Genomic DNA, 23,898 nt, shown 5'->3' with positions numbered 1-23,898 from the left:
GGTGATCGACATGGCCCCGTAATGCACGGACTAGTACGTTAGTTATACGGTCTGCCGGAATCCCTGGGAATATCGAACGAGCAACGGTTTCAGTCGCCGAACCGTCCTTGGTAGATGTCCTTGATGTTCCAGTGACCGGGCGTCGGCACGGGCTCGTTGACCATCGGGACGTCGATCACCGCGGGCCGGCGATCCGCGACGGCCGACCGCAGCGCCAGGCCGAGTTCGCGGGGCGTCGCCACGCTGTAGCCGGCGGCGCCGCACGCGACGGCGAGCGCGGCGAAGTCGGGGCTGTAGGGCCGCCCGGCCGGATCGGTGAAGTCGCAGCCGTGGCTCCGGCCGAAATGGGCCGACTGCAGGTCGGAGATGGTCCCGTGCGACCTGTTGTTCATCACCACGAACACGACGGGCGCGCCCTGCTCCACCGCGAGCGGCACGGCGGGCAACTGCGCGCTCATGCCGCCGTCGCCGATCAGCGCGACCACCACGCCCTCGGGTTTCGCCAGTTGCACGCCGACCGCGGCCGCCGGGCCGAAGCCCATGGTCGAGGCGCCGCCCGGCGTGATGAAACGGCCCTCGGGCGGCAGTTCGTAGCACTGGGCGACGCCGTTCTTGTTCCAGCCGACGTCCGTGACCAGGGTCGCGCCGGCCGGCAGCGCGTCGCGCAGGTCGGCCAGGATGCGCTCGGGCCGCAGCGGGAAGGCGTCGCTGCGCCCCCGCTCCCCGCTCTCCTCGAACAGCGCCGTCCTGGCCGCGCGGATGCTCTCCCGCAACTCCGGCCGGGCCACCGGCGGGTACGACTTCGCCGCCTCGGCCAGCGCCTGGACCGCGAGCCCGACGTCGGCCACGGCGCCGATGGCGACCGGGTAGTTGCGGCCGAGCTCGGCCGGGTCGATGTCGATCTGGATGAGCGTGCTCGCCGAGAAGTCCCAGGTGAAGCGGGGATCCCACGAGCTGGCGTCGGTCTCGGCGAACCGGGTGGCCAGGGCCAGCACCACGTCGGCCTCGCGGGCGACGGTGTTGGTCAGCTCCAGCCCCCAGAAGCCCGGCATGCCCAGCACCAGCGGATGCGCGTCGGGCACGGTGCCCTTGGCCATCAGCGAGTGCACGATCGGCAGGTCGAAGTGCTCGGCCAGCGCGGTCAGGGCGCCCGCGTCGTCGCGCAGCCCGCCGCCGACGTAGACGAGCGGCCGTTCGGCCGTGGCCAGGGCCTCGGTGATCCGCTCCGCCGTCACGGCGGGCAGGCCGGGCGGCGCGGCGGCGCTCGGGCGTGGATACGCGGCGGCCGGCCGGGAGAAGACGTCCATCGGCACGTTCACCAGCACCGCGCCCGGCCGTCCCGTCGTCGCGGTCCAGAACGCCCGCTCGACCGCCCGGCCGAGATCCTGGGCGCGGTGCACGTTCCAGGCCCGCTTGACGAACGGCCGGAAGATCGACGCCTGGTCGGCGTCGGCGTGCAGGTTGACCTCCTGGTGCGGGTGACGGCCGTGGAAGTAGGAGGGGATGTCGCCGGAGATCACCACCAGCGGCACGGAGTCCAGCGCGGCGGTCATCACGCCGGTGGCGGCGTTGGTCAGACCGGGGCCGACGTGCACGAGGAGCACCCCGGGCTTGCCGGAGGCGCGGGCGTAGCCGTCGGCGGCGTGCGCGGCGGCCTGCTCGTGACGGGCGATGACGAAGCGGATGGAGCTGTCGGCCAGCGCGTCGAGCACGGCGATGTTGGTGTGGCCGCAGGTGCCGAAGACGTACTCGACGCCGAGTTCCTCCAACTGGGCGACGAGGGCGTGGGCTGCTGTTCCGGTCACTGGTCTCCCCAGATGGTCAGGCCCTTGAGCAGGAGGGTCTTGGTCACGGTGAAGTCCTCGATCATCCAGCGGGGCGATTCGCGGCCGATGCCGGAGTCCTTCACCCCGCCGAACGGGACGTGGTCGAGGCGGAAGTTGGAGGAGCCGTTCACGACCAGGCCGCCGACCTCCAGCTCGCGCCAGGCCGCGACGATCCGGCGTACGTCGTGGGTGAACAGCCCGGCCTGCAGTCCGTACGAGCTGCGGTTGCACTCCTCGACGACCTCGTCGAAGCCGTCGTAGGGCAGCACGGCCACGAGCGCGCCGAACACCTCCTCCCGCACGACCCTGGCCTCGGCGGGCGGGCCGGCGACGACGGTCGGCGCCATCACCGCGCCGGAGCGGCTGCCGCCGATCGTCACCGTGGCACCGGCCCGCGCGGCCTCGGCGGTCCAGCGCACCACCCGCTCGGCGGCCTGGTCGTCCACCATCGAGCCGACGTCGGTGGCCGGGTCGAGCGGGTCGCCCACGATGAGCGCCTTCACCTCGGCGGTCAGGGCGTCGGCGAACTCCTCGAAGCGGGCCCGCTGCACGTAGACGCGCTGCACGGAGATGCAGCTCTGCCCGGAGTTGCTGTAGCCGGTACGCGCGCAGACCCGCGCCGCCTCGGCCACGTCGGCGTCCTCGCACACGATGGTGGCGGCGTTGCCGCCCAGCTCCAGCAGCACCCGTTTGGGCCCGGCGGCGTGCGCGACGGCGGCCCCGGCGGTGACGCCGCCGGTGAAGCTGACCACGGCGATCTCCGGCGCGGCGCACAGCCGGGCGCCCACGTCGGCGCCGCCGTGCAGCACCTGCACGGCCTCGGCCGGCATCCCGGCGTCGAGAAGGAGCCGGACCAGCGCGGTGGAGACGGCCGGGGCCTGCGGCGGCGGCTTGACGATCGTGGTGTTGCCGGCCGCGAAGGAGGCGGCCAGCTTGTGGGCGAGCAGGTTGGCGGGCGCGTTGAACGGCGTGATCGCCAGCACGGGACCGGCGGGCGCGCGCTGCGTGATCGCGGTGTTGCCCACGCCGCGCGCCCAGCCCGCCACCGGTAACACCTCGCCGCCGATCGACCTGGCCTCGGCGGCGGCGACGGCGAACGTGTCGGCCACGCGCAGCATCTCGCCGCGCCCGTCCTTGAGCGGTTTGCCCAGCTCCAGAGCCAGCAGCCCGGCGAACTCGTCCGTCCGCGCGGTCACCGCGGCGGACGCGCGTTCCAGGATCGCCGCGCGGGTGGCCGGCGCAAGTCGCGCGACCGCCCTGGCTCCCTGACGGGCGTAGGCGAGGGCCGTGGTGACGTCGCCGGGCTGGGCGAGCCGGGCGCGGCTGACGACCTGCCGCGTGTACGGGCCCACCCGGTCGGATCCGGGACCTTCGCTGAGCCATTCTCCGGCGACGAGACATGCGGCTTCGTGGACTGAGTCCATGTCATCTCCGATTGAATCCGCTTGACGGTTCTCTTGAACCGCACTGTGGATTTGCTCACGGTATGAGGGCGACGACGGTTCTGGCAAGAGTGAGGGGTGAACCGTACAGCGGTTCTTGTGGACCACTTGGCGGACTCGGTGTTAGCGTACGGACCGCATGAGAGGGTGAGCGGCAGGTTCACCTTCGACTGACGAGTGAGGATCTGTGTCTTCGACGAACAACCCGGCGGGCCTCGGGGAGAGCGGCGGTGTGCGCAGCGTCCAGCGGGCGTTCGACATCCTGTCCCTGCTCACCGAGGACCGGCGGACGCTGACGATCCGCGAGGTCGTGGACGAGACGGGCCTGGCCAAGACGACGGCGCTGCGGCTGCTGCAGACCCTTGAGCACATGGGGCTGCTGTGGGCCACGCCGAAGGGCTACGCGGCCGGGCCGGCGCTGTGGCGGTGGGCCCACCTCGCCCGCCACGCCTGGGAGCTGCCTCCGGAGACGGTCGCGCTCATGCGCGAGCTGGGCGCGCGGCACCGGGAGACCGTCAACCTCTACGTGCTGCGCGACGTGCACCGCGTGTGCATCGCCCAGCAGGAGAGCCCGCAACCGCTGCGCCACGTCGTGCGGGTGGGCGACGAGCTGCCGCTGTGGGCGGGCGCGTCGTCCAAGATCTTGCTCAGGGACGCGCCGGCCAAGCTCCTCACCCGGATCGCCCGCTCCTCGCCGCACGGCGAGGGGCACGTGGCGACGTTGCGGGAGTGGGCCGACCAGGCGGCCCGCGACGGCTACGCGGCCAGCCACGGCGAGCGCGAGCCGGGCCTGTCCGCGGTCGCCGTGCCGGTCCTGGGCGGGTCGCAGGCGACCGTGGCGGCGCTCTCGCTGAGCGGCCCGACCGTGCGCTTCGGCGCCGACCGGGTGGCGGAGTTCGCCGCGGACCTGCGGGACGTGGCCAAGCGTATGTCGGAGCGCGGGTTCGACCATCCTCTGACCTGACCCTATGGAGCGTGCATGCAGCAGTTGCCACTGGCCGGACTCAAGGTCGTCGATCTGACCAACGTGCTGGCCGGACCTTACTGCGGCTACCAGCTGATGTTGTTCGGGGCGGAGGTGGTCAAGGTCGAGCTGCCCGGCGCCGGAGACCTCGCCCGCCGCCTCGGCCCGGATCCCGCGCTCAACCGCGACCTCGTGGGCGCCTCGTTCCTGGCCCAGAACGCGGGCAAGAAGTCCGTCGAGCTCGACCTGAAGAGCCCGGCCGGGCGGCAGGTGTTCGAGTCCATGGTGGCCGGCGCCGACGTGCTGCTGGAGAACTTCAGGGCGGGGGTGCTGGCCAGGCTCGGCTACGGCTGGGAGCGGCTGCGCGAGCTCAACCCCGGGCTGGTCTACTGCGCGATCTCCGGGTTCGGCCAGAGCGGTCCCATGAGCGAGGCGCCCGCCTACGACCAGATCGTCCAGGGGCTGTCCGGCATGATGAGCGTCACCGGCACCCCGGACACGGCGCCGCTGCGGGTCGGCTTTCCCATCTGCGACACCATCGGCGGGCTGATGGCCGCCATGGCGATCTCCGCCGCCCTGGCCGGGCGCGAACGCACCGGCGCCGGGTGCTTCCTCGACCTGTCGATGCTGGAGGCGTCGCTGTCCGCCATGGGGTGGACGGTGTCGAACTACCTGGTCAGCGGCGTGGAGCCGGAGCCGATGGGGGACCAGAACGCCACCGCGGCGCCGTCCGGCACCTTCGAGACCGCCGACGGGCCGCTGAACATCGCCGCCAACCAGCAGGCCCAGTTCGAGACGCTGTGCCGCCTGGTCGGGCGGCCCGACCTGCCGGCCGACCCCAGGTTCGCCGGGCGGGAGGCCCGCAAGGAGCACCGGCGGGCGCTCAACGAGGAGCTCAACCAGGCGCTGCGCGCCAAGACCGCGCTGGAGTGGGAGGCGATCCTGTCCGCCGAGGGCGTTCCGGCCGCCCGGGTCCTCACGGTGGCGCAGGCGCTGGCCCTGGACCAGGTGCGCGAGCGCGGTTTCCTGACCGAGCTGCCGTTCCCCTTGGGCGGCGACGGCCGCCGGGTGACCGCGGCCGGCAACGGGGTGCTCATCGACGGCGTGCCCTTGCGGCCGCGTGGTCCCGCGCCGCTGCTCGGGCAGCACAACGCGGAGTTCGGGGTGGCGTCATGAGCAGTGTCGCCGACTGGTGGGGGACGGCGGTCTCCCGGATCGAGCCCGACGTCATCGAGCTGCGCGGCCGGCCGGTGCAGGAGCTGATCGGCCGGGCCGGGTTCACCGAGACCATCTGGCTCATGCTGCGCGGCGACCTCCCGGACGAGCGGCAGGCCGCGCTGCTGGCGGCGGCGCTGGTCGCCGGGGTGGACCACGGCCCGCACGCGCCGTCGATCGCCGTCGCCCGGATGGCGATCACCTGCGGCGTCGGCCTCAACAACGCCGTCGCCACGGGCGTCAACCTGCTCGGCGACGTGCACGGCGGCGCCGGCGAGCAGTGCGTCGAGCTGCTCCAGGACGTCGTGGCCGGTGGCGACGCGGCCGCCACGGTGAGAGACTGGCGTGCCCGCGACAAATATCTGCCCGGGTTCGGGCACCGATTCCACACCCGAGACCCCCGTCGAGACCCTCTGCTCGCCCTCGTAGCAGCCGCCGTGGCCGAGGGGGTCGTCGCCGGCGACCACCTGCGCGCGGCCCTTGAGGTCGAGGAGCTGATCGCGCCGGTGCCGATGAACATCGACGGCGCGACCGCCGTCGTCTACGCCGAGCTGGGCTTTCCGGCGCCCCTCGCCAGGGGGCTGTTCGTGCTGAGCCGCAGCGTCGGCATCCTCGCCCACGCCTGGGAGGAGTCCGGGCAGGGGCGCCGCAACAAAGGCCCCATCCCACCGTCGATCCTGCCGACCGATCTCAGGAACCCCCCACCCGAGTAGACGTGAGGTGCTCATGGCCATCGGACGTTCACCCCTCTCCCTCGCGGCCGCCGGCGCGGCCGCACTCCTGTTCACCGCCACCGCTCCGAGCTCCGCCGTCTCGCACGGCACGGGCGCGCAGAACCTGGGCGACCCCGACTACGGCGTCTGCCGGGGCACCGACGCCCGCTGCTACCACGACTGGGGCAACTTCGACCCCGCCGACGGCTACCGCCTGCTCGTCTACAGCCGCACGGGCGGCCCCCGGCACGCCCACCTCGGCACCCCGCTCGGCCCCGGGCTCAACCCGCCGCTCAACGACGACAACGTGGCCGTCAAGGCCGTGCTCAAGCTGGGCCAGGAGAACGGGTTCGCGGTCGACTACACCGAAGACGTCACCCAGCTCAACTCGGCGGGGCGGCTGCTGTCGTACAACGCGGTGATGTTCCTCAGCACCACCCGCGACACGCTCGACGATTCCGCGCAGACGGCGTTACGGCAGTACGTGCGCGCCGGCGGCGGCTTCATCGGCGTGCACAACGCGTTCGGCACCGAGTACAACTGGCCCTGGTACGAGGGCCTGCTCGGCAACGCCAACTTCTACGACCACGGCCCCAACCAGCCCGGCACGGTCGTCACCACGAGCCGGCGCGACGCCTCGACCCAGGGGCTGCCGCAGCGCTGGGCGTTCACCGACGAGTGGTACAACCTCGTCCCCTACCCCACCCGCGTCAAGGTGCTGGCCAAGGTGGACGAGAGCTCACTGGCGCGCGGTGTGCGCGGCAGTCTGGGCCATCCGGGGCACGGCGACGAGCACCCGGTGAGCTGGTGTCACTACTACGACGGCGGCAAGGCGTGGCTCACCACCCTCGGCCATGACGTCAAGACCTGGACCGACGAGCCGATCGAGGGCGACCAGAACTTCCTGCGGCACCTGACGGGCGGGGTGAAGTCGGTGCTCGGCATGGCGCCGTTCTGCCGCTGATCAGCTCATAGGGGCGGCGGTGCTGCTCCGGACCACCAGGCGCGTCGGCACCAGGTCGGTGCCCGGCGCCGACGCCTGGTTCTCCCGGATCTGGAGCAGCACCCGCCGCACGCACCTGCGGCCCACCTCCGCGAAGTCCTGGTGGACGGTGGTCAGCGGCGGGACGAAGAAGGCGGCGTCGGGGATGTCGTCGAAGCCGACCACGCTGATGCCGTGGGGAGCGGGCCGGCCGCGCTCGTGGAAGGCGCGCAGCAGCCCGAGCGCCATCTGGTCATTGGCGGCGAACACCGCCGTGCAGCCGGGCTCGCCGGCGAGGGCGAGGCCGGCGGCGTAGCCGGACTCGGCCGACCAGTCGCCGTGCAGCGGCTCCGGCACCGGCCGCCCGGCCGCTTCGAGCGTGGCCCGCCAGGCGTCGGCGCGGCGCTGGCTCGCGAACGACGCGCGCGGCCCCGTCACGTGCCAGACCGTCCGGTGCCCCAGGTCGAGCAGGTGGTGCACGGCGCGCCGGGCGCCGTCGGCCTGGTCGGTGTCGACGACGCTGTAGCGGTCGCCCGCGTCGGAGTCGACGACCACGACGTGCACGCCGGGCGGCAGGGTGACCGTGCCCGCGTCGAGCAGGTGGATCTCGATGATGACGATCACCGCGTCGACGGCCAGCTCGCCCATCCGGGTGAACGCGCCCAGCACGTTGTCCTGGGTCGGCACGTCGATGGGGATCAGCGTGATGGCGTAGCCCTCGGCGGCGGCGTGGGTGGCGATCGCCTCGACCGTGCGGCTGTTGCCGGTCGAGGCCAGGCTGAACAGGATGACGCCGATCGTGTTGAACCGGCCGTAGCGCAGCGCGCGGGCGGCGCTGTTGGGCCGGTAGCCCAGCTCGCGCATGGCCGCCAGCACCTGCTCGCGGGTCGACTCGATGACGCCGGGATGGCCGTTGGAGACCCGGGAGACCGTCTGCGACGACACGCCCGCCAGCTTGGCGACGTCGGCCATGGACACGCGCTGCTTCCGGCGCCCGCCGGGAACGCCCGACCCGCCGCGTTGCGCGCTCATCGCTTCCACTGTGCCCTCTTTCGAACGGCCGTTGACGTCGGGGGAAACCTTGACGCCCCGGGTGGCCGGTGCCACGATACCGCACGGAAGTTTACGTAAACATAACTCTGGGATCATCTCCGGCAACCCTGGCCAGCGATGGCGCGGACGATCTCCGGGGCAAAATGTTCACGTAAACATGAGAGGGAGGAAAGTGACGGTGGTCGCAACACCGCAGACGGTGCCCCGAAGGCGGCGGTCGTGGACGGGATGGCGGTTCGTCGGGCCGTTCATGGCGGTGTTCGCGCTCGTGTTCCTGGCGCCGATCGCGTACTCGATCTATCTGAGCCTGTTCCGCACCCAGTTGATCGGCGGGACCGCCTTCGTCGGCGCGGACAACTACCTGAAGGCGCTGGCCGACCCGCAGTTCTGGTCCGCCTTCGGCAACGTGGCGCTCTTCCTGGTCGTGCAGGTGCCGATCATGCTGTTCCTGGCGCTGCTGGTGGCGCTGGCGATCGACAGCGGCCGGCTCTACGGGACGAGCTTCTTCCGCATCGCGGTGTTCCTGCCGTACGCGGTGCCCGCCGTGGTCGCCACGCTGATGTGGGGCTTCATGTACGGCTCCCAGTTCGGCCTCATCGGCAACCTCAACGACTCGCTCGGCCTGTCGCTGCCCGACCCGCTCTCGGCCGACCTGATCCTGGCCTCCCTGGGCAACATCGTGACCTGGGAGTTCGTCGGCTACAACATGCTGATCCTGTATTCGGCCCTGCGCGTGGTCAACCCGTCCCTCTATGAGGCCGCCGAGATCGACGGCGCGAGCCAGGTCAGGATCGTCTTCGCGATCAAGCTGCCGGCGCTGCGCGGCGCGCTGCTGATCGCCACGATCTTCTCGATCATCGGCAGCTTCCAGCTCTTCACCGAGCCCGCCATCCTCAAGGACCTGGCGCCGAACGCGATCACCACCTACTTCACGCCCAACTACTACGCCTACGAGCTGTCCTTCTCCGGCCAGCAGTACAACTACTCCGCGACCGTCGCCATCGTCATGGGCGTGATCACGATGATCGTCGCCTACGTCGTGCAGCTCCGCGGCATGCGGAAGGAGGTCCGATGACCGCCACCGTGCAGGAGCGCCGGGCGCGCCCGCTGGTGATCCGCCACCGGCGCCCGCCGCGCCGCGGCCGCCGCAGCGCCACGCTGACCGCCCTGACCGCGATCATGCTGCTCTACACGCTGCTCCCGCTGGCCTGGCTGGTGATCAACGCGACCAAGACGCAGGAGGGGCTGCTCGGCTCGTTCGGCCTGTGGTTCGACTCCGACTTCGCCCTGTTCGCCAACATCGCCGACACCTTCGGCTACGGGGGCGGGCTCTTCACCCGGTGGCTGCTCAACACCCTGCTCTACGTCGTCCTGGGCGCGGGCGGCGCGACGCTGCTGGCCACGGTGGGCGGCTACGGGCTGGCGAAGTTCGACTTCCCCGGCAAGAAGGCCGTGTTCGCCGTGGTCATCGGCGCGGTCGCGGTGCCCGGCACGGCGCTGGCCGTCCCGACGTTCCTGATGTTCTCCAGCCTCGGGCTGACCAACACGCCGTGGGCGATCATCATCCCGTCGCTGGTGTCGCCGTTCGGGCTCTACCTGATGTGGACGTTCGCCGCGGACGCCGTGCCGAACGAGATCCTCGAATCGGCGCGGGTCGACGGGGCCGGCGAGTTCACGACGTTCTTCCGCATCAGCCTGCCGCTGCTGGCGCCCGGGATCGTCACGGTCCTGCTGTTCACCGTCGTCGCGACGTGGAACAACTACTTCCTGCCGTTGATCATGCTGAAGGATCCGGCCTGGTATCCGCTCACCCTCGGCCTCAACAGCTGGAACGCCCAGGCGTCCACCGCGGGCGGCGAGGCGATCTTCAACCTGGTGATCACCGGATCACTGCTCACCATCGTCCCGCTGATCGCGGCGTTCCTGCTGCTCCAGCGGTACTGGCAGTCGGGCCTGGCCGCCGGAAGCGTCAAGGAGTGACCGGCGCCGCGCCTTCCATCATGAAAGGGACATCCATGACGATAACCCGCCGCCAAACCCTCCTGCTGGGGGCGGCACTGTCGGTATCGCTGATCACCACCGCCTGCGCCGGCCCCGGCGGCGACGGCGGCGCGGGCACCGCCGCGCCCCCGAGCGCGTCGGCCACCGACCTCGAAGCCGCGCTGAACAAGGGCGGCACCATCACCGTCTGGGCGTGGGAGCCCACCCTGAAGCAGGTCGTCACCGACTTCCAGACCAAATATCCGAAGGTCAAGGTCAACCTGGTCAACGCCGGCACCGGCAACGACCAGTACATCGCGCTGCAGAACGCGATCAAGGCCGGCTCCGGCGTTCCGGACGTGGCCCAGATCGAGTACTTCGCGCTGCCGCAGTTCGCGCTCGGCAAGTCGGTCGCCGACCTGACGGCGTTCGGGGCGGACAAGCTCGAAGGCACCTTCACGCCCGGCCCCTGGGGCTCGGTGCACTCCGGCACCGGGATCTACGGCATTCCCATGGACTCCGGGCCGATGGCGCTGTTCTACAACAAGGACGTCTTCGACAAGCACAAGATCGAGGTGCCGAAGACCTGGGAGGAGTACATCGCGGCGGCCAAGAAGCTGCACGAGGCCGACCCGAAGGCGTACATCACCAGCGACACCGGCGACGCCGGCTTCACCACCAGCATGATCTGGCAGGCCGGCGGCAAGCCGTACCAGGTCGACGGGACCAAGGTCGGCATCAACTTCGGCGACGCCGGCACGCAGAAGTTCACCGCGGCCTGGCAGCAGCTCGTCAGCGAGAAGCTCCTCGCGCCGATCAGCGGGTGGAGCGACGCCTGGTACAAGGGTCTCGGCGACGGCACCATCGCCACGCTGGTGATCGGCGCCTGGATGCCCGCCAACCTGGAGACCGGCGTCAAGGCCGGCAAGGGCAAGTGGCGGGTCGCGCCGATGCCGCAGTGGGAGGCCGGCGGCAAGGCCACGGCCGAGAACGGCGGCAGCTCGCTCGCCGTCCCCGAGGCCGGCGCCAACAAGGCGCTCGCCTACGCCTTCCTCAAGTACGCCGGCGTCGACGAGGGCGTGCAGACCCGCCTGGACGGCGGCGCGTTCCCGGCCACGACCGCGCAGCTCAACTCCGCGGAGTTCAAGGACAAGAAGTTCCCGTATTTCGGGGACCAGCAGGTCAACCAGGTCCTCGCCGAGTCGGCGGGCCAGGTCGTGCCCGGCTGGTCGTATCTGCCGTACCAGGTCTACGCCAACAGCATCTTCAACGACACCGTCGGCAAGGCATACACCGGCGGCAGCACGCTGCAGGACGGCCTGAAGGCGTGGCAGGACGCCTCCGTCAAGTACGGCCAGGAACAGGGTTTCAGCGTTCAGTAGCTCCCGGTCCTGCCGTCCCCGGGGCGGCAGGACCCGTCACCCCTAGTGAAGGGACGACAATGCCGCACGCACCCTCCATCCGTTCCCTGTTAGCCGCGCTGATCGCGATACCGATCACCGTGCTCACCGGCGCCGCCCCGGCGGCCGCCGACACCAGTCAGTTCAAGGGCGTGAACTGGGCAGACCCCAGAGACAACTACGCCGACGACCCCGTCATCCCGTCAGGGCTGGCGGGGTCCGACGGTTACGCGACGGTCCGGGCCAAGGCGGACGCCGTCCTCGCCGGGTTCCAGGCCAACCTGGGCGCAAACACCGTAAGGCTGCCGGTCAACCCGTATTCGGTGGGGACCGCCTGGTGGAACGCCTATACGGGGGCCATCGACGCCGCGATCGCCAGGAACTTCAAGGTCGTCCTCAGCTACTGGGAGGGCACTGCGGTCAAGGACGGCAGGATCGACAACACCGCCGCCTGGACCTCGATGTGGAACACCATCACGGCGAAATACGGCGCCAGCGCTCTGGTGCACTTCGAGCCCATGAACGAGCCCTTCGGCTACTCGGCGGCCGCCTGGGCGGACGTCGCCGCGAACTGGATCGCCGCCTACCCCTCGGTGCCCAGGAACCGGATCTTCGTCAGCGGCAGCGGCTACAACGACAACGTCACCACCGTCTGCGCCGACAGCCGCCTGAACGGCACCTATCTCTCGCTGCACCACTACGGCTTCTGGGGCACCCACACCTACGCCGAATGGGTCACCGACCTGCGCGACCGGATCGGCTCGTGCGCCGCGCGCACGGTCCTGGACGAGTTCGGGTCGCCGATGACCACCGGGCTCAACTACAACGACCCGGGCAGCACCGACAACTTCGTCCGGTATCTCCGCGCCGACACCGACACCGTGCGCGCGCTCGGGATGGGCGCGATCTACTGGCCGGGGCTGCGCAGCGGCGACACGTACACGCTCCAGACCCTCACCGGCAGCGGCACCAGCCTGCGGCTCACCACCCCCAACGCCAGCGGCGTGGACCGCGTCAGGCACGCCTGGGCGCTGACGCCCAGCACGACGTCGGTGCTGCGCGGCGTGGGCTCGGGCCGCTGCCTCGACGTCCCGGGCGCGAGCCGGACCAACGGCACGCAGGTGACCATCTACGACTGCAACGGCGGCGCCAACCAGCAGTGGACCAGGACCTCGTCCGGCCAGATCACCGTGTACGGCGACAAGTGCCTCGACGCCTACGGCCAGGGCACCACCAACGGCACCAAGGCCGGCATCTGGGACTGCAACGGCGGCGCCAACCAGCGCTGGACCGTCGGCGGCGACGGGACGATCCGCGGCGTGCAGTCCGGGCTCTGCCTGGACGTCGACCAGGGCGCCACCACCAACGGCGCCCTGGTCCAGCTCTACACCTGCGCGGGCGGCACTCACCAGCAGTGGCGGACCGGCTGAGTCAGTGCGGACGTCGTAGCACGCAGACCTCGCGCGGGCCCAGGGTGAGGCCCTCGGCCAGGCAGGGCGCCCGGAGGACCTCGCCCGTCACGCCGTCCACGGCGACGCTTTCGTCGGTGCGGTTGATGAGGAACCAGTAGTCGGCGTCGTCGCCGGTGCGGACCGCCAGCTCCACCGCGCCGGCGACGGCCTCGGGCAGCTCGGGGCGCACCCCGCTCACCGCCAGGAGCTCCGCCAGCACCGGCCCGAGACCGTCCGGCCCGAGCCGGGTCGAGACGTACGACGCCGAGCCGGCGCCGGCCAGGCGCGTGGTGATCGCGGGCCGGCCCGTGTGGTCGCCGGAGGTGTAGCTCGCGACGATCTTGACGTCAGGGTCGGTGACGTCGATCCGGTCGCTCCACAGCGTGCCGGAGACGCCGAGGTCGAGGTGCACGCGGTCGCCGTCGCGCAGCGGGCCGAACTCCTCGATCCGCAGGCCGAGCAGCTCGCGCAGCGCGCCGGGGTAGCCGCCGAGCCACACGTGGTCGTGCTCGTTCACGATGCCGGAGAAGTAGGTGGTGACGAGGTGGCCGCCGCCGCCCACGTACGCGGTCAGGCGGTCGGCGAGCGCCTGGGGCACGACGTGCAGGATCGGGGCGACGAGCAGGTCGTAGTGCGCGAACTCGCCGGCCGAGCCGATGACGTCCACCCGCACCCCGGCGGCCGCGAACGCCGTGTACCAGTCCAGCGCCTCCTGCCGGTAGCGCAGCCGGGAGGTGGGGTGGGAGTCGAGCTCGCTCGCCCACCAGGAGTCCCAGTCGAACACGATCGCCGCCTGGGCGCGGCGGCGGCGCGTCCCCGCGATCGGCGCCAGCGCCTCCAGGGTGGCGCCGAGGTCGACGACCGAGCGGAAGACCTCGCTGTCCGTGCCGGCGTGCGGGACCATCGCCGAGTGGTACTTCTCGGCGCCGCCCGCCGACTGCCGCCACTGGAAGAAGCACACGGCGTCCGCCCCGTAGGCGACGTGCGTCAGCGAGTCACGGACCATGCCGCCCGGCTGCTTGGCCAGGTTGACCGGCTGCCAGTTGACCGCGCTGGTGGAGTGCTCCATCAGGAACCAGGGATCGCCGTTCGCGAGCCGCCCGGTCAGGTTGGCCGAGAACGACAGCTCGTCGCGCTCCCCGTCCAGCAGGTAGTGGTCGTTGGAGACGAAGTCGACCTCGCGCGCCCAGTCCGCGAAGTTCATGCCCTTGGTGTCGCCCATGACCATGAAGTTGGTGGTGACCGGGATGTCCGGGGTCAGCTCGGTCAGCACCTCGCGCTCCGCCCGCAGGTAGTGCTTCAGCGCGTCGGAGGAGAAGCGCTTGAAGTCGAGCTGCTGGGTGGGGTTGGGGTAGGAGGCGGCCAGGCGGGGCGGCAGGATCTCCGCCCAGTCGCCGTACGCCTGCGACCAGAACGACGTCGCCCACGCCCGGTTGAGCTCCTCGACCGTGCCGTAGCGCTCGCGCAGCCAGACGCGGAACGCCGTGGCGGCGTCGTCGGAGTAGTCGTAGACGTTGTGGCAGCCGAGCTCGTTGTTGACGTGCCAGGCGGCCAGCGCCGGATGGCTCCCGTAACGTTCGGCCATGGCCCTGACCAGGCGCAGGGCGTGCTCGCGGAAGACCGGCGAGGTCGGCCGCCAGTGCTGGCGGGCGCCCGGCCACAGCGTGCGGCCGTCGTGGCCGACGGGCAGGATCTCCGGGTGGGCGGCGGTCAGCCACGGCGGGGGAGAGGCGGTGGCGGTCGCCAGGTCCACGGCGATGCCGTGCGCGTGGAGCAGGTCCATCACCTGGTCCAGCCAGCCGAAGTCCCACCGGTCCGCGCTCGGCTGGAGCCGGGCCCACGAGAAGATCGCCAGCGAGACGATGTTCACGCCGGCCTGGCGCATCGCCAGGACGTCCTCTTCCCAGACCTCCCGTGGCCACTGCTCCGGGTTGTAGTCCGCGCCGTAGGCCAGCCGCCGGCGGGCGGGCTCCGACGGCCAGCGAAGCCAGCGAGGTCCGTGAATAGCTGCCACTGCCGCTCCTTCAATGTTTACGTAAACATACGGTATCTCAGTGCTCGGCGCACAGGCAGCCCACGCCCTTCTCGATCCAGTCGCGGCCGGTCCACTCCGGGTGCCGCTCGATCATCAGGGCGGTGATCTCCTCGACCATCGTCTCCTCGCTCATGGCGGAGTCGCGGCGGGCCCAGGTCTCGTCGCGCAGCAGCTCCAGGTAGTCGCGGACGTCCTCCAGCAACCGCGGGCCGCCGACGTCGCCATGGCCGGGGACGACCACGCGCGGGCTCTCGGCGGCCAGCCGCTCCATCACCGCGATCCAGCGGGTGCCGGAGACGTCGGTGTCGTACGGCGGGAACCACGGGAAGATCGAGAACTGCCCGGCCTCCACCAGGTCGCCGGTGAACATCACCCCCGCGTCCGGGACGGTGATCACCTGGTCGCCCTTGCTGTGCGCGCGGCCGGTGGGCCGCAGTCGCACCACCCGGCCGCCCAGGTCGAGGTCGTGGGCGTCGTCGTACACGAGGTCCGGCGTGGCGAGCTCGACGCCTTCCAGCCGGCGGGCGATGGGCTCTCCGAGGGTTTTGAACATCTCCAGGTAGCCGGGGCCCTTCATGGCCAGGTCCGTGGCCTGGGCCCGGTTGAGCAGGTACGTGGCCTCGCCGGCGAACGTCTGCGCGCCGAAGGCGTGCTCGGGGTGGAAGTGGGTCGAGGTCAGGTACAGCCTGCGGCCCTTGGCGTACGCGGCGGTGAACTCCAGCACGGTCTCGGCGTTGGCCGGGCCCAGGCCGGTCTCGACGACCAGGACGGAGTGGGTGCCGCCGACGAGGCCGATGTTGGGCACCAGCGGGACGCGCCGGTCGGGGATCACCACCAGGTCGCGGGCGAGCTCCTGGACACCGGTGATCTGGACGATGGGGTCTTCGGTCATGGCGGACAGTCCATCGCGGGCCTGTGGAGAGCGTCCAACACCTGTTCCGCACACCCGATACCGCGCGGGTATCGTTACCGGCGATGGACCTTCGCTCGCTGCGCTACTTCGTGGCCGTCGCCGAGGAACGCCACTTCGGGCGCGCCGCCGTGCGCCTGCACATGACCCAGCCACCGCTCAGCCGGGCCATCAAGCAACTGGAGACCGATCTCGGCGCCGTGCTGCTGCGCCGCTCGTCCACCGGGGTCACGCTCACCCCGGCGGGGAATGCGCTCTACGACGAGGCGCGCACGCTGCTTGAGCAGGCCGAACAGGCCCGCGCCCGGGTCGCCGGGGCCGCCACCCTGACGATCGGCACCCTGGCCGACAGCGCCGAACAGGCCGGGTCCCGGCTGGCCGCCGCCTTCCGGCTGCGGCATCCGGACGTTGACGTGCGGATCCGGGAGGGAGACTTCACCGATCCGACCACCGGGCTGCGGGCCGGGCTCGTGGACGTCGCCCTCACGCGGGCGCCGTTCGACGACACGGGGATCAGCGCGTACGAGCTGCGCGCCGATCCGGTGGGGGCGGTGCTGCGTTCCGACGACCCGCTGGCCGCCCGCTCCGATCTTCGCCTGGCCGAGCTGGCCGATCGCCGGTGGTTCCGGCTGCCGGAGGGGAGCGATCCGCGCTGGCGGGCCTACTGGAACGGGGCCTCGGACGAGCCTAGAGACGGGCCCGTGGTGCGGACCGCGCATGAGTGCCTGCAGGCCGTGCTCTGGAACGGCAGCATCGGGCTGGCGCCGCTCGGGCACGCGCTGCCCGAGGGGCTGACGTGCGTGCCCTTGACCGACATGCCGCCCAGCCGGCTGGTCGTGGCCTGGAACAGCGCCAACGCGGGCCCGCTCATCCGCTCGTTCACCGCGATCGCGGCGGGCGGCGGGTTCTTCGGCGGGGCTTGACGCGATCCGCAGCGCGGTCTTCCGCGTGGTCTTCAGTGGGGCCTTCCGGGCGGCCTTCAGTGGGGTCTGATGGGGCGGACCGAGTCGCGGACCACGATGTGGGTGCCGAGCAGGACGTGCTGCTCGGTCAGGGCGGACCTGTCCTGGCCGTGCCGGAGGGCGAGGCGCACGGCGGTGCGGCCGAGCTCCTCGTGCGGGACGTGCACCGTGGTGAGGTCGATGTCGGCGGCGGTGGGCAGGTCGTCGAAGCCGACCATGGAGATGTCGTCGGGGATGCGCAGGCCGTGCTCGCGCAGCGCCTGCCGGGCGCCGGCGGCGAGGAGGTCGTTGCCGGCGAAGATGGCGCTGAAGTCGGGCGGCCCGTCGGCGAGCCGCCCGCGGATCATGCGGTAGCCCTCGGCACGTTCCATCCGCCCATGCAGTTCGAGCGCCGGGTCGTGGGGGACGCCGAAGTCGGACAGCGCGTTGCGGTAGCCGGCGATCCGGGCCTCGGGGGTGGTGTAGCCGTCGTGGCGGCCGAGGAACAGGATCCGGCGGTGACCGGCCGACAGCAGATGGCTGGTGACGGCGTGGGCGCCGCCGATGTTGTCGTACTCGATGACCAGGGCGGGCACGTCGGGGCCGAGCGCGGGACGGCCGCACAGGACGAGCTGCGAGCCGGCCGCCGACAGCGCGCGGGCGTAGTCGGCCATGCGGGCGCGGTAGGCGTCGTCGTTGACGACGTTGCCCACCAGGATGACGCATTCGGCGTGCTCCTGGCGCATGAGCTGGACGGTGGCCAGCTCGCGTTCGGGGTCGCCGCCGGTGGTGCCGACGATGCACAGCTTGCCTTCGAGCGCCGCCTGGGTCTGCACGCCCTGGGCGACGTGCGCGTAGTGCGGCGACACGACGCTGTTGACCACGATGGCGACGCTACGGCTGCTGGCCCCGGCCAGGCCACGGGCGTTGGCGTTGGCCACGTAGTCGAGCTCGCGGACGGCCTTCATCACCTTGCCCCGCGTGGCGGGCGCGCTGGGATAGGTGCCGGACAGGATCCTGGACACCGTGGCCACCGACACGCCCGCGTGCGCGGCCACGTCGCGGATCGTCGTCGGCCGCCGCCCTCCGTCGCCGGAAGTCGCACGCCTGGCCATCCCGCCTCCATGAAACACTTTGGTAAACCGCTTACATACGATGTTTCCGCCCGGCTGTCATGGTGTCAAATCCCCGACGGGAGCCCTTTACGGCCGGTAATCCGGCTCCTGACTTAAAACGCTTACTATCGATGTCCTAAGATCCGGTGTCATGTCTCTCCATCTCCCACGGTCCGACGCACGACTGTCCGGTCACACCGGTTACACCCGGGCGCATTGGGAGGCGGTGGCGGATCGGCTGCTGGACGCCGTGGTGCCGTACGCGACCGACGGGTTCGCCCAGTTCCGGCTGCCCGGCAGGGCGAGCAGGTCGGGGCCGGTGAGCGATGGGCTGGAGGGGTTCGCGCGCACGTTCCTGCTCGCCGCCTTCCGGATCGCGGGGGCACGCGGGCAGGTGGCTCCGGAGCTGCTGGAGCGGTACGCCGCCGGCCTGGTCGCGGGCACCGATCCGGCGCATCCGTACGCGTGGCCGGCGCTGACCGACATGTCACAACAACTGGTCGAGGCGGCGTCGGTGGCGCTGGCGCTGCACGAGACCCGGCCGTGGCTGTTCGACCGGCTGTCCGCCGGCGAGCGGGAGCGGGTGGTGGACTGGCTGGCCGGGTTCGTCGGGCGGCGCACGCCGGACAACAACTGGGTGCTGTTCCGGGTGGTCGTCGAGCAGTTCCTGGCCGGGGTGGGCGGGCCGTACGAACCGGGGGAGATCACCGGCGGGCTGGAGCGGATCGAGGAGTGGTACGCCGGGGACGGCTGGTACTCCGACGGCAAGGGCAAGAACTTCGACTACTACTGCGGCTGGGCGCTGCACCTCTACCCGTCGCTCTGGGCCAGGATGTCCGGCGACACCGCCAGGCAGGAGCTCTACGCGGCGCGGCTGCGCCGTTTCCTGGAGCGGTACCAGCACTTCTTCGCCGCCGACGGCGGGCCGCTGCACCAGGGACGCTCACTGACCTACCGGTACGCGACGGTGGCGCCGCTCTGGCTGGGCGCGCTGACCGGCGCCTCGCCGCTGCCGCCCGGCCGCACCCGCCGCATCGCGAGCGGCGCACTCCGGCACTTCACCGAACGTGGCGCACCCGACGAGCGCGGCCTGCTCACCCTCGGCTGGCACGACGCCTTCCTGCCCATCGCGCAGGACTATTCGGGCCCGGCGTCGCCGTACTGGGCCAGCAAGGCGTTCCTCGGCCTGCTGCTGCCGCCCGACCACCCGGCCTGGACGGACCCGGAGGAGGCGGCGCCCATCGACCTGGCCGACCAGACGCTCGCCATGCCCGCGCCGGGCTGGCTGCTGCACGGCACCCGCGCGGACGGCATCGTCCGGCTCGTCAACCACGGCAGCGACCGCGACCGCGTCCAGGACCCGAACGGCGTCCCCGACCCGCACTACCTCAAGTTCGCCTACACCACCCACACGGGTCCCGAGCTGGGCGACCAGGCACCCGGCGTGGACAACCACCTCGCCGTCATCGCCCCCGACGGCACGGCCTCGGCCCGTCGCCGCATCGAGCCTCTGACCGTGTCGGACCGCTTCGCCGCCTCGGCCTACCAGGACGGCCCCGTCCGCGTGGTGACGGCCTCGGTGGTCGAGGGAGCGGCCGAGATCCGCATCCACCAGGTCACGGCCCCCGCCGGCCACCAGGTACGAGACGGCGGCCACGCCCTGGCCGCCCCCGTCCCGCTCGGCGCACGCGAAGAGGGCGAGCCGGTACCCTCCGCGACCGCGCCGCTCGATGCGCGTGAGGAGGCCGCGCCGGCGCTGGTCAGGCGGGCGGACGGGCTGACCAGTGCCGTGCGCGCCCTGCACGGTTACACGGGCGCGGGCCTGGCGACGGCGGAGGGCGCCAACGCCTTCGGGCCGCATTCGGCCACGCCGTACGTCACCGGCGTGCATCCCGGCGGCACGGCGGTCTACGTCAGCCTGGTGTGGCTCGCCGGTGACCGGGAACCGCCCGCGCCGGCCGTACGCGTCGAGGAAGAGCTGGTCACCGTGACCTGGCCGGGCGGCGGGACGGCGACGGTCAGACTGGGGGCCGTACCCACCTGCTCCCAGTCGGCTCCAAGCCGTCAACAAGAGCGCTCCCCGACCATTTCCTGATGTGAGCGGTAATTTCAGAAAAAGGTTGTACAAGAGCGCCGCGGCAGCGGCCACCGTCATGGCGGTCGCGCTGCCCGCGGCACCGGCGGCGGCCGCGCCCGATGAGCGGCCCGAGGTGCCCGTCGGCACGTGGCTGGCCGCGCGCAGCCAGCCCGCGGTCCAGCTGACCAGCCTGACCTACACCGGTACGGTCGCCGTACCGACGAGCACGATCAACCAGGCCACCTTCAACCAGCTCGTCGAGCAGGCCACCGTCGCCGTGACGGAGGGCAGGATCTCCTCGGACGAGCGCAGCATCGCCAAGTGGCTGTTCCAGCGGATCGCCGCCGACGTGGACACCTACCTCACCACGACCACCCCGGAGCGCAAGGTCGAGGCCCAGGTCGGCGGCCTGTGCACCGGCTGGTGGGTCACCCCTGACGGGTACATGGTCACCGGGGCGCACTGCGTCCAGGTTGGGGAGAGCGAGCTCAGCAAGTTGTTCGCGCGGCAGGCGCTGGCCAAGTTCAACGAGCAGGACGCCAAGGAGATCATCAGCGGTCTGCGGGGCATCGAGGCCGACGAGGAGATCGTCAAGCTGGCCCAGCAGATCTACGTCACGTTCAACAGCGCACACATGCAGATCCGCAACCTGCGGCAGAGCCTGTCCGTGGTGCAGAGCCTGCCGGGCGGTGGCGTGGACAAGACGGCCAAACCGGTTCCGGCCGAGCTGGTGTCGGTGGGCGAGAGCTATCCGGGCAAGGACTTCGCGCTGCTCAAGGTCAACGGGCAGCAGAACCTGCCGACGGTGCCGCTGGGGGACGACGGCGACGTGCGTACCGGTGACACGCTCTACATCAGCGGCTTCCCCGGCCTGGTCACGAACACGCCGTTCTTCAGCCTGGAGTCGAAGCTGGAGCCGGCGCTGACCGAGGGGCCGTACAACGCCAAGCGCACCACCCAGACCGGCGTCCCGTACATCCAGACCCAGGCGCCCTCCTACCACGGCAACTCCGGCGGGCCGGTGTTCGGCAAGGACGGCAAGGTCGTCGGCATGCTGATCGCCGGCACGGTGAGCGAGGGCGGTGAGGCCTCGGAGAGCGAGAGCTTCGTGCTGCCGGTGAGCATCGTGAAGGAGAAGCTGGGCGAGAAGAACATCAAGCCCGCGCAGGCCGTCACGACCACCCGGTACAACGAGGCGCTCAACGACTACTTCCGGCACCACTACGCGGTCGCGCTGCCGAAGTTCCGCGAGGTGCAGGCGCTGTTCCCGAACCACCCGTACGTCGCCAAGTTCATCAGCGACTCCCAGCAGGCGATCTCGGCGGGCAAGGACGAGTCGCCGAGCTCGGTCTGGGTGTGGGTGCTGGCCGGGGCCGGGGTGCTGGTCGCTCTCGTGATCCTCTTCGTCCTGGCCAAGGTGCTGCGCAGGCGCCGGCGGCGGCGTTCCCGTCCGGACTCGCCGTTCGCCGCGCCCCAGCCCGGCGGCCGGTACGCGCACGGCGCGGTGCCGCCGCCCGCGTGGCAGCGACTCCCGGTGGGCCAAGCCTCACCCCCGGTGTACGGCCAGAACGGCTACGCCGCCCCTTACGCGCACAACGGCCACCCCAACCCCAGTCCGGAGCAGACCCGGGCCGTCCGTTACGGGCAGTTCTCGCCCTCGCCGGACGGCAACGCGCCCCAGGTGGCCGACCTGCAGCAGCAGATCGCCGACCTCCAGCGCCGCCTCGGCGACCAGCCGCCGCACGCGTGAGCCTGTCAATCCTCCGGAGCGAACGACAGGAGGACCTTGCTGGAGCCCCGGGCGTCGGCCACCTGGCGGAAGGCCGACGACGCGGCGTCGAGCCCGAAGACGGACGTGATGATCGGCGAGAACCGGCCGGGCTCGTCGTTCATGATCGACAAGGCCTCCGGCATCTCGTGGTAGAAGCGGCTCGACCCGGCCAGGGTCAGCTCCCTGGTGACCGCGAGGTGCAGCGGCGCGGTGACGCCGTCGGGCGGCAGGTGCCCCACGCTGACGAGGGTGCCGCCGTGGCGCAGCGCCGTGAGCGCGGTGGCCGTCCCGGCGGCCGAGCCGGAGGACTCGATGGCGATGTCGGTGGCGGGCATGTCTCCATCCGCCCGGACGACGTGTGTCGCCCCCACCTCCAATGCCAGCCGCAGGGGCTCGTCGAACAGGTCGGTCGCCGTGACCGTGGCCGCTCCGGCGATGCGGGCGAGGGCGGTGCTGAGCAGCCCGATCGGGCCGGCGCCGACGACGAGCACGTCGGCGCCCTCGACGCGGCGGCCGATCTGGCGCACACGCCGCAGACCGTGCAGCGCGATCGAGGCGGGCTCGGCGAGCGCGGCCGTCCTCAGGTCGAGCCCCTCGGGGATCGGGACGAGACGGTGCGCGGGGACGACGAGCCGCTCGGCGAACCCACCGTCGGTGTGCGGCGTCCGGGCGGCGCTCCCCAGATAGCGCAGGTCCGCGCAGAGGTTCTGCTCGCCCCGCAGGCAGTACGCGCAGTGACCGCACACCCGCGCCGGATGCACGGCGACCCGGGCGCCCACCGGCGGCCCCGAACCGTCGGCGGCCTGCTCGGCGACGACGCCGACCACCTCATGACCCAGCACCATGGGTGAGCGCAGAACCGACTCGCCCACCCGCCCGTCCCGCCAGTAGTGCAGGTCGGAGCCGCAGATCCCGCCATAGACGACCTGAACCACGGCCTCGCCGGACGAGGGGCTCCCGGCCTGCCGGGTTTCGACCGCCATGTCGCCGGGCCCGGCGACGACGAGGGCTTGGACGCGCACTCAGATCACCGCCGTCATGCCGCCGTCAACGTAGATCACTTGACCGTTGACGAAGTCGGCCGCGGAGGAGGCGAGCCAGACGGCCGGCCCCACGAGATCCTCGACGCGGCCCCATCGGCCGGCGGGCGTGCGCCCGGTGATCCAGCGGGTGAAGTCGGGGTCGGCCACCAGGGCGGCGTTGAGGTCGGTCTCGATGTAGCCGGGGGCCAGGCCGTTGACCTGGATGCCGTGGGGCGCCCACTCGGCGCACATCACCCGGGTGAGCCCGCCGAGGCCGCTCTTGGCGGCGGCGTAGGGGGCGACGGAGGCGCGTACGAGATGGTTCATGACCGAACAGACGTTGACGATCTTCCCGCTGCCCCGCCGCAGCATGTGCCGGGCGAACGTGCGACCGACCACGAACCCGCTGGTCAGGTTGGTGTCGACCACCTGTCTCCAGTCGTCGATCGGCAGCTCGGTGAGCGGGCCGCGGATCTGGATGCCGGCGTTGTTGACGAGGATGTCCGGACAGCCGTGGTCCGCGACGATCGCCTCGCACGCCTCCTCGACCGCCACGGCGTCGGTGACGTCGAAGGGGACGGCCCGCACCTGGGCGCCCTGGAGCTCGGCGCGGAGGGCCGTCGCGGCGGCCTCCAAGCGATCCGCGTCGCGGCCGTTCAGGAGGACACGGGCGCCCGCGAGCGCGTAGCCGCGCGCGATGGCATGACCGATGCCCCGCCCCGAGCCGGTGACCAGGGCCAGCCTGCCGGTGAGATCGAACGCCGGATTCGCGGGCAGCACGTCACCTCTTCCAAACGAAGTACCTGGACGAACATACCGCGATCACCGCTTGCGGCGGACCTCCCAGACGCCCGCCATGACCCCGGCGATCAGCCCGAGCAGCACGACGACGGCGATCTCGACCTCGCCCAGATTCCCCACCGCGCTCGCGAGGGTGCCGACCAGCACGATGACCACGACGGCGGATGCGACTCCGATGACGACGGGCATGGCGTCCCCCT

The 23,898-nt window shown here is 71.5% G+C and carries 20 protein-coding genes; 11 read left to right on the top strand and 9 right to left on the bottom strand.

Annotated features, from left to right (window positions below):
- Window positions 1-89: 89 nt before the first annotated feature.
- Both C4V41_RS23660 and C4V41_RS23655 read right to left on the bottom strand, forming a co-directional pair.
- Window positions 90-1,805: a thiamine pyrophosphate-binding protein gene (locus C4V41_RS23660; RefSeq protein WP_103958106.1), complete on the bottom strand. Its 1,716-nt coding sequence runs from the start codon at window positions 1,803-1,805 to the stop codon at window positions 90-92.
- Window positions 1,802-3,250, bottom strand: coding sequence for an aldehyde dehydrogenase family protein (locus C4V41_RS23655; RefSeq protein ID WP_103958105.1), 1,449 nt, complete (start codon window positions 3,248-3,250; stop codon window positions 1,802-1,804). The genes C4V41_RS23660 and C4V41_RS23655 overlap by 4 nt, the downstream gene beginning before the upstream one ends.
- A 205-nt stretch (window positions 3,251-3,455) precedes the next feature.
- On the opposite strand from C4V41_RS23655, the gene C4V41_RS23650 reads away from it, so the two are divergent.
- From C4V41_RS23650 to C4V41_RS23635, 4 genes are read left to right on the top strand one after another with little or no spacing between them, the layout of a single operon-like run.
- Complete coding sequence (locus C4V41_RS23650) at window positions 3,456-4,232, top strand: IclR family transcriptional regulator (RefSeq protein ID WP_200824170.1); 777 nt, start codon at window positions 3,456-3,458, stop codon at window positions 4,230-4,232.
- 15 nt (window positions 4,233-4,247) lie between these two features.
- Window positions 4,248-5,408: a CaiB/BaiF CoA transferase family protein gene (locus C4V41_RS23645; RefSeq protein ID WP_103958104.1), complete on the top strand. Its 1,161-nt coding sequence runs from the start codon at window positions 4,248-4,250 to the stop codon at window positions 5,406-5,408.
- Window positions 5,405-6,160 carry a citryl-CoA lyase gene (locus C4V41_RS23640; RefSeq protein WP_103958103.1) on the top strand — a complete coding sequence of 252 codons (756 nt, stop codon included), beginning with the start codon at window positions 5,405-5,407 and terminating at the stop codon, window positions 6,158-6,160. The genes C4V41_RS23645 and C4V41_RS23640 overlap by 4 nt, the downstream gene beginning before the upstream one ends.
- Before the next feature lie 13 nt (window positions 6,161-6,173).
- Entirely contained in the window at window positions 6,174-7,124 is a 951-nt protein-coding gene (locus C4V41_RS23635; protein ID WP_200824169.1) for a ThuA domain-containing protein, read from the top strand.
- Here the strand turns inward: C4V41_RS23635 and C4V41_RS23630 are convergent, their stop codons facing one another.
- Window positions 7,125-8,174, bottom strand: a complete 1,050-nt coding sequence (locus C4V41_RS23630) for a LacI family DNA-binding transcriptional regulator (protein WP_200824168.1) — start codon at window positions 8,172-8,174, stop codon at window positions 7,125-7,127.
- Window positions 8,175-8,367: 193 nt separating this feature from the next.
- Between C4V41_RS23630 and C4V41_RS23625 the strand changes: the two genes are divergently transcribed.
- The 4 genes from C4V41_RS23625 to C4V41_RS23610 are packed head-to-tail and all read left to right on the top strand — an operon-like array spanning window position 8,368 to window position 13,005.
- Complete coding sequence (locus C4V41_RS23625; protein WP_235030340.1) at window positions 8,368-9,270, top strand: carbohydrate ABC transporter permease; 903 nt, start codon at window positions 8,368-8,370, stop codon at window positions 9,268-9,270.
- Window positions 9,267-10,175, top strand: a complete 909-nt coding sequence (locus tag C4V41_RS23620; protein WP_103958100.1) for a carbohydrate ABC transporter permease — start codon at window positions 9,267-9,269, stop codon at window positions 10,173-10,175. The genes C4V41_RS23625 and C4V41_RS23620 overlap by 4 nt, the downstream gene beginning before the upstream one ends.
- Before the next feature lie 35 nt (window positions 10,176-10,210).
- Entirely contained in the window at window positions 10,211-11,557 is a 1,347-nt protein-coding gene (locus C4V41_RS23615; protein ID WP_103958099.1) for an ABC transporter substrate-binding protein, read from the top strand.
- Between the two features lie 59 nt (window positions 11,558-11,616).
- Window positions 11,617-13,005: a ricin-type beta-trefoil lectin domain protein gene (locus C4V41_RS23610; RefSeq protein ID WP_103958098.1), complete on the top strand. Its 1,389-nt coding sequence runs from the start codon at window positions 11,617-11,619 to the stop codon at window positions 13,003-13,005.
- Window position 13,006: 1 nt separating this feature from the next.
- Here C4V41_RS23610 and C4V41_RS23605 read toward each other — a convergent pair whose 3' ends face one another.
- Together C4V41_RS23605 and C4V41_RS23600 are read right to left on the bottom strand one after the other, a co-directional pair.
- Window positions 13,007-15,040: a beta-galactosidase gene (locus C4V41_RS23605; protein WP_103958097.1), complete on the bottom strand. Its 2,034-nt coding sequence runs from the start codon at window positions 15,038-15,040 to the stop codon at window positions 13,007-13,009.
- A 37-nt stretch (window positions 15,041-15,077) separates the two neighbouring features.
- Entirely contained in the window at window positions 15,078-15,953 is an 876-nt protein-coding gene (locus C4V41_RS23600) for an MBL fold metallo-hydrolase (protein ID WP_103958096.1), read from the bottom strand.
- Window positions 15,954-16,036: 83 nt separating this feature from the next.
- Here C4V41_RS23600 and C4V41_RS23595 point away from each other — a divergent pair, with 83 nt between their 5' ends.
- Window positions 16,037-16,894, top strand: coding sequence for a LysR family transcriptional regulator (locus C4V41_RS23595; protein WP_103958095.1), 858 nt, complete (start codon window positions 16,037-16,039; stop codon window positions 16,892-16,894).
- Between the two features lie 56 nt (window positions 16,895-16,950).
- Here the strand turns inward: C4V41_RS23595 and C4V41_RS23590 are convergent, their stop codons facing one another.
- Complete coding sequence (locus C4V41_RS23590; RefSeq protein ID WP_103958094.1) at window positions 16,951-18,027, bottom strand: LacI family DNA-binding transcriptional regulator; 1,077 nt, start codon at window positions 18,025-18,027, stop codon at window positions 16,951-16,953.
- A gap of 151 nt (window positions 18,028-18,178) precedes the next feature.
- Between C4V41_RS23590 and C4V41_RS23585 the strand changes: the two genes are divergently transcribed.
- Both C4V41_RS23585 and C4V41_RS23580 read left to right on the top strand, forming a co-directional pair.
- Window positions 18,179-20,122 (top strand): DUF2264 domain-containing protein, encoded by a 1,944-nt coding sequence (locus C4V41_RS23585; protein WP_103958093.1) that lies wholly within the window; start codon window positions 18,179-18,181, stop codon window positions 20,120-20,122.
- A 1-nt stretch (window position 20,123) separates the two neighbouring features.
- Window positions 20,124-21,854, top strand: coding sequence for a S1 family peptidase (locus C4V41_RS23580; protein ID WP_146103753.1), 1,731 nt, complete (start codon window positions 20,124-20,126; stop codon window positions 21,852-21,854).
- A 5-nt stretch (window positions 21,855-21,859) separates the two neighbouring features.
- Here the strand turns inward: C4V41_RS23580 and C4V41_RS23575 are convergent, their stop codons facing one another.
- The 3 genes from C4V41_RS23575 to C4V41_RS61970 are packed head-to-tail and all read right to left on the bottom strand — an operon-like array spanning window position 21,860 to window position 23,887.
- Window positions 21,860-22,897 carry an alcohol dehydrogenase catalytic domain-containing protein gene (locus tag C4V41_RS23575; RefSeq protein WP_200824167.1) on the bottom strand — a complete coding sequence of 346 codons (1,038 nt, stop codon included), beginning with the start codon at window positions 22,895-22,897 and terminating at the stop codon, window positions 21,860-21,862.
- Window positions 22,898-23,677: an SDR family oxidoreductase gene (locus tag C4V41_RS23570; protein ID WP_200824166.1), complete on the bottom strand. Its 780-nt coding sequence runs from the start codon at window positions 23,675-23,677 to the stop codon at window positions 22,898-22,900.
- Between the two features lie 42 nt (window positions 23,678-23,719).
- Window positions 23,720-23,887 carry a hypothetical protein gene (locus C4V41_RS61970; protein ID WP_160150368.1) on the bottom strand — a complete coding sequence of 56 codons (168 nt, stop codon included), beginning with the start codon at window positions 23,885-23,887 and terminating at the stop codon, window positions 23,720-23,722.
- Window positions 23,888-23,898: the final 11 nt, after the last annotated feature.

It is taken from the genome of Nonomuraea solani, from assembly GCF_900108335.1.
Taxonomy (GTDB): domain Bacteria; phylum Actinomycetota; class Actinomycetes; order Streptosporangiales; family Streptosporangiaceae; genus Nonomuraea; species Nonomuraea solani.
This window is presented reverse-complemented; position numbering and strand designations above follow the sequence as displayed.

Coding starts and splice junctions, on each gene's coding strand:
- C4V41_RS23600 (WP_103958096.1), bottom strand. CDS start 15,953: ATGACCGAAGACCCCATCGTCCAGATCACCGGTGTCCAGGAGCTCGCC.
- C4V41_RS23585 (WP_103958093.1), top strand. CDS start 18,179: ATGTCTCTCCATCTCCCACGGTCCGACGCACGACTGTCCGGTCACACC.
- C4V41_RS23635 (WP_200824169.1), top strand. CDS start 6,174: ATGGCCATCGGACGTTCACCCCTCTCCCTCGCGGCCGCCGGCGCGGCC.
- C4V41_RS23645 (WP_103958104.1), top strand. CDS start 4,248: ATGCAGCAGTTGCCACTGGCCGGACTCAAGGTCGTCGATCTGACCAAC.
- C4V41_RS23640 (WP_103958103.1), top strand. CDS start 5,405: ATGAGCAGTGTCGCCGACTGGTGGGGGACGGCGGTCTCCCGGATCGAG.
- C4V41_RS23615 (WP_103958099.1), top strand. CDS start 10,211: ATGACGATAACCCGCCGCCAAACCCTCCTGCTGGGGGCGGCACTGTCG.
- C4V41_RS23610 (WP_103958098.1), top strand. CDS start 11,617: ATGCCGCACGCACCCTCCATCCGTTCCCTGTTAGCCGCGCTGATCGCG.
- C4V41_RS23630 (WP_200824168.1), bottom strand. CDS start 8,174: ATGAGCGCGCAACGCGGCGGGTCGGGCGTTCCCGGCGGGCGCCGGAAG.
- C4V41_RS23595 (WP_103958095.1), top strand. CDS start 16,037: ATGGACCTTCGCTCGCTGCGCTACTTCGTGGCCGTCGCCGAGGAACGC.
- C4V41_RS23590 (WP_103958094.1), bottom strand. CDS start 18,027: ATGGCCAGGCGTGCGACTTCCGGCGACGGAGGGCGGCGGCCGACGACG.
- C4V41_RS23655 (WP_103958105.1), bottom strand. CDS start 3,250: ATGGACTCAGTCCACGAAGCCGCATGTCTCGTCGCCGGAGAATGGCTC.
- C4V41_RS23620 (WP_103958100.1), top strand. CDS start 9,267: ATGACCGCCACCGTGCAGGAGCGCCGGGCGCGCCCGCTGGTGATCCGC.
- C4V41_RS61970 (WP_160150368.1), bottom strand. CDS start 23,887: ATGCCCGTCGTCATCGGAGTCGCATCCGCCGTCGTGGTCATCGTGCTG.